Here is a 7,868-nt window from a genome sequence, read left to right as displayed (position 1 = left end):
CTTCTGGTTGTACATGTTGTAGAAGGTGGTGACCTCATGCACGGCAATCGGCGCCATGCCCAGGTAATCAGCCACGATTTTTTCGCTCTCGGCACTGACAAAACCGAGCTCTTCCTGAACGATGGTGAGGCAGGCCATCACCGCCGACTGCTTGCCGTCCGCCGGGTATTTGGCAACTTCACGCGCAAAGCGCACGAAAGCCTGCTCGGACAAGGACGCCGCTGGCGCCTGTGTGTGTGCTGGAATCATGGTGGAACTCATGCGGTTTACCGGTCAATCTCGCCGAACACAATGTCCATGGTGCCGATCACGGCAACTGCATCGGCAATCATGTGCCCGCGCGACATTTCGTCCATGGCGGCCAGGTGCGGAAAGCCCGGCGGGCGAATCTTCAGACGGTAGGGCTTGTTGGCGCCATCACTGACGATGTAGATGCCGAACTCGCCCTTGGGGTGCTCCACCGCCGCGTAGGCTTCACCCTCGGGCACGTGAAAACCTTCGGTGAACAGCTTGAAGTGGTGGATCAGCTCTTCCATGTTCGACTTCATGGACTCGCGGTCGGGCGCAGCCACCTTGTGGTTGCTGGTGATCACCGGACCGGGATTAACGCGCAGCCAGTCAATACACTGTTTGATGATGCGGTTGGATTGGCGCATCTCCTCGATACGTACCAGGTAACGGTCGTAGCAGTCGCCGGTTTTGCCGACGGGCACATCGAAGTCCATCTGGCTGTAGACGTCATAAGGCTGCTGCTTGCGCAAATCCCAGGCAAAACCAGAGCCGCGCAACATGGGGCCGGTGAAGCCGAGGTTCAGCGCGCGCTCTGGCGACACAACGCCGACACCGACCGTGCGCTGTTTCCAGATACGGTTGTCAGTCAGCAGGGTTTCGTATTCGTCGACGAGCTTCGGGAACTTGGCGGTGAAGTCCTCGATGAAGTCCAGCAAAGAGCCCCGGCGGTTTTCATTCAGGGCTTCGATGGCCTTGGCGTTCTTGATCTTGCTGACCTTGTACTGAGACATGGTTTCCGGCAGGTCGCGGTACACACCGCCCGGACGGAAGTAGGCCGCATGCATGCGCGCGCCGGAAACGGCTTCGTACATGTCGAACAGCGCCTCACGCTCACGGAAGCAATAAATCAGGATATTCATCGCACCGCAGTCGAAACCGTGCGCACCCAACCACAACAGGTGATTCAGCAGGCGCGTGATCTCGGAGAACATCACACGGATGTACTGGGCGCGCACCGGGACATCCACGCCGATCAGTTTTTCGATGGCCAGGCAGTAGGCATGCTCGTTGGACATCATCGACACGTAGTCGAGCCGGTCCATGTAGGGCAGCGACTGGATGTAGGTCTTGCTCTCCGCGAGTTTTTCGGTGGCGCGGTGCAGCAGGCCGATGTGCGGATCGGCGCGCTGGATCACCTCGCCATCGAGCTCGAGCACCAGGCGCAGCACACCGTGGGCAGCCGGATGCTGGGGCCCGAAATTAAGCGTGTAGTTTTTGATTTCAGCCATGTTTGGTTTTGCCTCTGCTTTGTCATGCCGGACTCGATCCGGCATCCATGCTGGTGGACACGCCACCGTGGATTGCGGGTCAAGCCCGCAACGACAAAGGACTACTGCACCCCCCCATAGTTATCTTCACGAATCACACGCGGCGTGATTTCACGCGGCTCGATGGTGACCGGCTGGTAGATCACACGTTTCTGCTCGGGGTCGTAACGCATCTCGACGTAACCCGTGGTCGGGAAATCCTTGCGGAAAGGATGGCCGATAAAACCGTAGTCGGTCAGGATGCGACGCAAGTCGTTGTGACCTTCAAAAATGATGCCGAACAAATCGAAGGCTTCACGCTCAAACCAGTTCGCTGCATTCCACACCTCGTTGAGCGAGGCCACAACCGGGAAATCGTCGTCATCACAGAACACCTTGAGGCGCACACGCTGGTTCAGGCTGATGGAGAGCAAATGCGTGGCGACACAAAAGCGCCGGCCATCGTAACGGCCGTCGGCGTACTCGGAGTAGTCGAGGCCGCACAGATCAATCAGTTGCTCGAACTGGCAGCCCTTGGCATCGCGCAGGATGAGGGCAGCAGCGGGGTAGTCGGAGGCAGCCACAACGACGGTGACTTCACCAAAGGCGACAGTGACACGTCTGGCTTTTTCAGCCAGGGCAGCGGTGACAATGGCTGCGAGCTGCTCGGCAGTAGCAGGATGCAAGGGACCCATCAAGCCCTCGCTATGGTGTTGGTGCGGCGGATTTTCTGCTGCAACTGGATGATGCCGTACATCAAGGCTTCAGCCGTCGGAGGGCAGCCAGGCACATAGACATCCACCGGCACGATGCGGTCGCAGCCGCGCACGACCGAATAGCTGTAATGGTAGTAACCACCACCATTGGCGCACGACCCCATGGACAACACCCAGCGCGGCTCGGACATCTGGTCGTACACCTTGCGCAGGGCCGGACCCATCTTGTTGCACAGGGTGCCAGCGACGATCATCAGGTCGGACTGGCGTGGGCTGGGACGGAACAACATGCCGAAACGGTCGATGTCGTACCGCGCGGCACCCGCATGCATCATCTCGACCGCGCAGCAAGCCAGACCAAACGTCATGGGCCAGAGCGATCCGGTTTTGGCCCAATTGACCACCGAGTCGTAACTCGTGGTCATGAAGCCTTCGTTGAAAACACCTTCAAGTGACATAACCGTGCCTTATTCGTGGAGCGCTGCGAACCTGTCGCGACAGACCCTCGGAATCTTTTTCTTATTCCCAGTCCAGGGCGCCCTTTTTCCACTCGTAGGCAAAACCCACGACAAGAATGCCCAGAAAAATCATCATCGACCAGAAACCCACCGCGCCGATTTCCTTGAGCGCCACGGCCCAGGGAAACAGGAAGGCAATTTCAAGGTCGAAAAGAATGAACAGGATGGCGACCAGGTAGTAGCGCACATCGAATTTCATGCGGGCATCTTCGAAGGCCTCGAAGCCACACTCGTAAGGGGAGTTTTTTTCGCTGTCGGGCTTGTTGGGACCGAGCAGCCGACCCAGCACCTGGGGCACCACGCCGACAGCAACGCCGACCAGAACAAACAACAGGACGGGAAGGTATTGGTCGAGGTTCATCGTCAATTCAACTTCTGGAAGCTGCTTTGCCTTGTGCCAGTGTGCTGTTCAAGGTGATCAGCCTGGCCCGTGCAGTGCCGCTCATGCCTGTAAGTGGTGCGGACGGCGAGACTCGAACTCGCACAGCTTTCGCCACTACCCCCTCAAGATAGCGTGTCTACCAATTTCACCACGTCCGCGGTTTTTAAGTGCCCGGATGGCATGAGGAACCTTGCGGTTTTGGCTTTCCGGGCAGTCTCAGAGTTTACCCTGAAATTGCGCCGCTCCCTGTGGAAAGCGGCGTGTTCGCCACTCTATTTCGTCGGAATTTGACCTGAGTCAGGAACACCCGGCGCAGGCGGCGTAGAAGTGGTCGCGGGAACGGTAGAGGGCGTGGTCGTGCCCGGAATCTGCGCCGCGCCGGAAGCCGGTAGTGCAGGCACAGGTGCCGTCAGCGATGAGCCTTCGAGGACGCTGGAACCGGTCTGCGGGCGGGCATTGCCGAAATAGGCCAGCGCCAGGGTGCACACAAAAAACACCGCAGCCAGCACCGCCGTTGTGCGCGACAGAAAATTGGCGCTGCCGCTGGCACCAAACAGGCTGCCGGAGCCGCCACTGCCAAACGCCGCGCCCATGTCGGCGCCTTTGCCATGCTGGACCAGAATCAGACCAATCATGCCCAGTGCGGAAACCATTTGGGCCACCAGAACAACCGTCAGCAAAACATTCATATCAACTCCTAATTTAATAGCGCATGCTTCCCGTCAGATGGGGGCTGCAGCAATAATTTTCAAAAAATCCGGGGCCTTGAGCGACGCACCGCCAATCAGGCCGCCATCGATATCGGCCTGGCCCAACAAGGACGCAGCATTGGCAGCATTCATGCTGCCACCGTACAAAATCTTCACACGTGCCGCCTGGTCACTCGCCGCTTTGAGCTGAGCGCGCAACACGGCATGGACCGCCTGCGCTTCTTCAGGCGTCGCGGTCTTGCCGGTGCCTATGGCCCAGACAGGCTCGTAAGCCACAACGATCTCGCTGATGCAATGACCATTGGTGTGGATCACGGCCGCCAGCTGCCGCTTGACCACCTGCTCGGTCTGACCGGCCTCGCGTTCGGCCAGCGTTTCACCGACACACACAATCGGTGTGACGCCGGCAGCCAGTGCGGCCTTGGCCTTGTCGGCCACCAGCGCGTCGGTTTCACCATGGTACTGGCGACGCTCGGAGTGACCCACAATCACGTAGCGACAGGCGAACTCCTTCAGCATGGAGGCAGCGACTTCACCGGTGAACGCACCGGATGTCTGGCTGGAGACATCCTGCGCGCCAAGCGCCACGGCCGGCGTTGCCGCCAGCAGGGCATGGACCTGCGACAGGTAAGGCGCAGGCACACACACCGCAATCGCGCATGCGGGCTGTCCGGACAGGCCAGCCGCTATCTCGCGCAGCAAGGCCTCGTTGGCAGCCAGGCTGCCGTTCATCTTCCAGTTTCCTGCGATCAGTTTTTTCATGGCTTGCAGTGCTTTACCAGGTCAGAACGATCTTGCCGATGTGCTGGTTGGACTCCATCAGCACATGCGCCTGGGCCGCATCAGCCGCCGCAAACGTGCTATGAATCACCGGCTTGATGCTGCCATTGGCCAGCAATGGCCAGACTTTGTCCGTAAGTGCCTGGGCAATCGCCGTCTTGAATTCGATGGAGCGCGGACGCAGCGTGGAGCCGGTGATGGTCAGACGCTTGCGCAGTACGAGGCCGGCATTAAATTCGGCTTTGGTGCCGCCCTGCACGGCAATAAACACCAGACGGCCGTCCTCGGCGAGACAACCGATTTCGCGCGCCACATAACTGCCGGCGACCATGTCGAGGATCACGTTCACGCCTTTTCCGGCAGTGATTGTCTTGATCTCTTCGGCAAAATCAGCGGTCTTGTAATTGATCGCGTGGTCGGCCCCGAGCTTCAGACAGGCGGCGCATTTTTCGTCGCTGCCAGCTGTCACGATCACGGTCGCGCCCATGGCCTTGGCAAGCTGGATCGCGGTGACGCCGATGCCGCTGGAGCCACCCTGGATCAGCAGCGTTTCACCCTTCTGCAGCCGGGCGCGGTCAAACACATTGCTCCAGACCGTGAAAAAGGTTTCCGGCAAGGACGCTGCCTCAATGTCGCTGAAGCCTTCCGGCACCGGCAGGCATTGGCCGACCGGCGCAACACACAGCCCGGCATAACCGCCGCCGGCCACCAACGCGCAAATGCGGTCGCCGACCTTCAGATTCGCCTGCGCCATCGCCGCGGCGTCGCCAGAGACGACGACGCCGGCAACTTCCAGCCCTGGAATATCAGAAGCGCCCGGTGGAACCGGGTAATTGCCGGTTCGCTGCAACACGTCCGGCCGATTCACACCGGAGGCGGACACGCGAATCAGCAACTCGCCCGCACCCGCCACCGGGTCGGCCCGCTCACCCAGGCGCAGCACGTCCGGCGCGCCATAGCTGGTAATTTCAACTGCTTGCATGAAGTTTTTAAGTATTTTGTAGCTGCCGCCCATATCTAGCGGGCGCAAGCAGCTACAAATTCAATAGCAAATCAACCCTGATCCTGGCCCTGCGCAGGGCGGTCCAGCAACACCTTCATCGACAGCTTGACGCGGCCTTTTTCGTCGGTTTCCAGAACCTTGACCTTGACGATCTGGCCTTCGCTCAGGTAGTCGGTCACGCGCTCGACACGTTCGTGGGCGATCTGGCTGATATGCAGCAGGCCGTCCTTGCCGGGCATCAGGTTGACCAGCGCACCGAAGTCCAGGATCTTGGTGATCGCGCCTTCGTAGACCTTGCCGATCTCGACTTCGGCGGTGATCTCGGCGATGCGGCGCTTGGCTTCGTCAGCCTTGGCGCTGTCATTCGACGCGATGGTGATGGTGCCGTCTTCCTCGATGTTGATCTGCGTGCCGGTTTCTTCGGTCAGCGCGCGGATCACGGCGCCGCCCTTGCCGATCACGTCACGGATTTTCTCGGGGTTGATCTTCATGACATACAGGCGCGGCGCGAAGTCAGAAACTTCAGCCTTGGCTTCGCCCATGGCTTCCTGCATCTTGCCCAGGATGTGCATGCGGGCTTCCTTGGCCTGGGCCAGCGCGACCTGCATGATTTCCTTGGTGATGCCCTGGATCTTGATGTCCATCTGCAGCGCGGTGATACCGGCGGTGGTACCGGCGACTTTGAAGTCCATGTCGCCCAGATGATCTTCGTCACCCAGGATGTCGGTCAGCACGGCAAAACGGTTGTCTTCCTTGATCAGGCCCATGGCGATACCGGCCACGTGGGCCTTCATCGGCACGCCAGCGTCCATCAGCGACAGGCAGCCGCCGCAGACCGACGCCATCGACGAGGAGCCGTTGGACTCGGTGATCTCGCTGACCACACGCATGGTGTACGGGAATTCTTCCTTGGAGGGCAACACGGCGATCAGCGCGCGTTTGGCCAGACGGCCATGACCGATTTCACGGCGTTTCGGGCTGCCGACACGACCGGTTTCGCCGGTGGCGAACGGAGGCATGTTGTAGTGCAGCATGAAGCGGTCTTCGTAGTCGCCCGACAAGGCGTCGATACGCTGTGCGTCACGCTCGGTACCCAGCGTGGTCACGACCAGCGCCTGGGTTTCGCCGCGTGTAAACAGCGCCGAACCGTGGGTACGGGGCAGCACGCTGTTGCGGATTTCGATCGCACGCACGGTGCGGGTGTCGCGACCGTCAATGCGCGGCTCGCCGGACAGGATCTGGCTGCGCACAATTTTGGCTTCAATGTCGAACAACATGCCTTCGACAGCGACGCTGTCAAAGGCAGCGCCGTCGGCCTTGAGCGCAGCCATGACTTCGGACGTCACCACGCGGCAAGCCTGCGTGCGAGCCTGCTTGGCGCGGATCTGGTAAGCAGCTTCCAGCTTGGCGGCAGCCAGCGCGTTGACCTTGGCAATCAGCGGCTCGTCTTTGGCAGGCGCCTGCCAGGCCCAGACCGGTTTGCCGGCGTCACGAACGAGTTCATGAATCGCGTTAATGGCGATGTTGCCCTGCTCATGGCCAAACACCACGGCGCCCAGCATGATTTCTTCCGACAGTTGCTTGGCTTCGGACTCAACCATCAGCACGGCAGCTTCGGTACCGGCCACCACCAGGTCCATGGTGGAGTCTTTGAGCCGGGTCTTGCCGGGGTTCAGCACGTACTGGCCGTCGATGTAGGCCACGCGCGCGGCACCAATCGGGCCGTTGAACGGGATGCCGGAAATCGACAGGGCGGCGCTTGAAGCGATCAGTGCGGGAATGTCGCCTTCAACTTCAGGGTTCAGCGACAGCACGTGGATCACGACTTGGACTTCGTTGAAGAAGCCTTCAGGAAACAGCGGGCGGATCGGGCGATCGATCAGGCGCGAGGTCAGGGTTTCAAACTCGCTGGGGCGGCCTTCACGCTTGAAGAAGCTGCCGGGAATGCGGCCGGCGGCGTAGGTTTTTTCAAGATAGTCAACTGTCAGGGGAAAGAAGTCCTGACCAGGCTTGGCGTCGGCCTTGGCAACCACGGTGGCCAGCACCACGGTGCCGTCCATGTCCACCATCACGGCGCCGCCGGACTGACGCGCGATTTCGCCGGTTTCCATGGTGACCTTGTGCTGGCCCCACTGGAACGATTTGGTGACTTTATTGAAAATGCTCATGTTTTTTTCTCCACTAGATTCAGGCGCTTGAGGCAGCGCCGGAGGCCCGGAGT

At 60.0% G+C, this 7,868-nt stretch carries 9 protein-coding genes and 1 tRNA gene; all 10 read right to left on the bottom strand.

Translation table 11 applies throughout. The features are described from left to right. The coding region (locus tag ACH2CW_RS07770; protein WP_395056781.1) for an NAD(P)H-dependent oxidoreductase subunit E at positions 1-249 on the bottom strand (249 nt) is incomplete at its 3' end. 17 nt (positions 250-266) lie between these two features. Beyond that, positions 267-1,520 carry an NADH-quinone oxidoreductase subunit D gene (locus ACH2CW_RS07765; RefSeq protein ID WP_395056779.1) on the bottom strand — a complete coding sequence of 418 codons (1,254 nt, stop codon included), beginning with the start codon at positions 1,518-1,520 and terminating at the stop codon, positions 267-269. Positions 1,521-1,621: 101 nt separating this feature from the next. Further along, positions 1,622-2,233, bottom strand: coding sequence for an NADH-quinone oxidoreductase subunit C (locus ACH2CW_RS07760; protein ID WP_395056777.1), 612 nt, complete (start codon positions 2,231-2,233; stop codon positions 1,622-1,624). Next, positions 2,233-2,712 (bottom strand): NADH-quinone oxidoreductase subunit B family protein, encoded by a 480-nt coding sequence (locus tag ACH2CW_RS07755; protein WP_092126779.1) that lies wholly within the window; start codon positions 2,710-2,712, stop codon positions 2,233-2,235. The genes ACH2CW_RS07760 and ACH2CW_RS07755 overlap by 1 nt, the downstream gene beginning before the upstream one ends. A 61-nt stretch (positions 2,713-2,773) precedes the next feature. Continuing rightward, on the bottom strand, positions 2,774-3,133 hold the full coding sequence (locus tag ACH2CW_RS07750; RefSeq protein WP_188709041.1) for an NADH-quinone oxidoreductase subunit A: 360 nt from the start codon (positions 3,131-3,133) through the stop codon (positions 2,774-2,776). 94 nt (positions 3,134-3,227) lie between these two features. Then, positions 3,228-3,312 (bottom strand) — tRNA-Leu (locus ACH2CW_RS07745). Between the two features lie 114 nt (positions 3,313-3,426). Continuing rightward, positions 3,427-3,843, bottom strand: coding sequence for a preprotein translocase subunit SecG (gene secG / locus ACH2CW_RS07740; protein ID WP_395056774.1), 417 nt, complete (start codon positions 3,841-3,843; stop codon positions 3,427-3,429). A 33-nt stretch (positions 3,844-3,876) separates the two neighbouring features. Further along, positions 3,877-4,626 (bottom strand): triose-phosphate isomerase, encoded by a 750-nt coding sequence (gene tpiA / locus ACH2CW_RS07735; RefSeq protein ID WP_395056772.1) that lies wholly within the window; start codon positions 4,624-4,626, stop codon positions 3,877-3,879. 13 nt (positions 4,627-4,639) lie between these two features. Next, complete coding sequence (locus ACH2CW_RS07730; RefSeq protein ID WP_395056770.1) at positions 4,640-5,626, bottom strand: NAD(P)H-quinone oxidoreductase; 987 nt, start codon at positions 5,624-5,626, stop codon at positions 4,640-4,642. Between the two features lie 71 nt (positions 5,627-5,697). Continuing rightward, entirely contained in the window at positions 5,698-7,815 is a 2,118-nt protein-coding gene (pnp, locus tag ACH2CW_RS07725) for a polyribonucleotide nucleotidyltransferase (RefSeq protein ID WP_395056768.1), read from the bottom strand. Positions 7,816-7,868: the final 53 nt, after the last annotated feature.

The sequence above is a fragment of the Polaromonas sp. genome (genome assembly GCF_043778355.1).
In the GTDB taxonomy this organism is placed as follows: Bacteria; Pseudomonadota; Gammaproteobacteria; order Burkholderiales; family Burkholderiaceae_C; genus Polaromonas.
This window is presented reverse-complemented; position numbering and strand designations above follow the sequence as displayed.

Excerpts from the sequence above, each read along its gene's own strand:
- ACH2CW_RS07730 (WP_395056770.1), bottom strand. The coding sequence starts at position 5,626 with ATGCAAGCAGTTGAAATTACCAGCTATGGCGCGCCGGACGTGCTGCGC.
- ACH2CW_RS07765 (WP_395056779.1), bottom strand. The coding sequence starts at position 1,520 with ATGGCTGAAATCAAAAACTACACGCTTAATTTCGGGCCCCAGCATCCG.
- ACH2CW_RS07760 (WP_395056777.1), bottom strand. The coding sequence starts at position 2,233 with ATGGGTCCCTTGCATCCTGCTACTGCCGAGCAGCTCGCAGCCATTGTC.
- secG (WP_395056774.1), bottom strand. The coding sequence starts at position 3,843 with ATGAATGTTTTGCTGACGGTTGTTCTGGTGGCCCAAATGGTTTCCGCA.
- pnp (WP_395056768.1), bottom strand. The coding sequence starts at position 7,815 with ATGAGCATTTTCAATAAAGTCACCAAATCGTTCCAGTGGGGCCAGCAC.
- ACH2CW_RS07755 (WP_092126779.1), bottom strand. The coding sequence starts at position 2,712 with ATGTCACTTGAAGGTGTTTTCAACGAAGGCTTCATGACCACGAGTTAC.
- ACH2CW_RS07750 (WP_188709041.1), bottom strand. The coding sequence starts at position 3,133 with ATGAACCTCGACCAATACCTTCCCGTCCTGTTGTTTGTTCTGGTCGGC.
- tpiA (WP_395056772.1), bottom strand. The coding sequence starts at position 4,626 with ATGAAAAAACTGATCGCAGGAAACTGGAAGATGAACGGCAGCCTGGCT.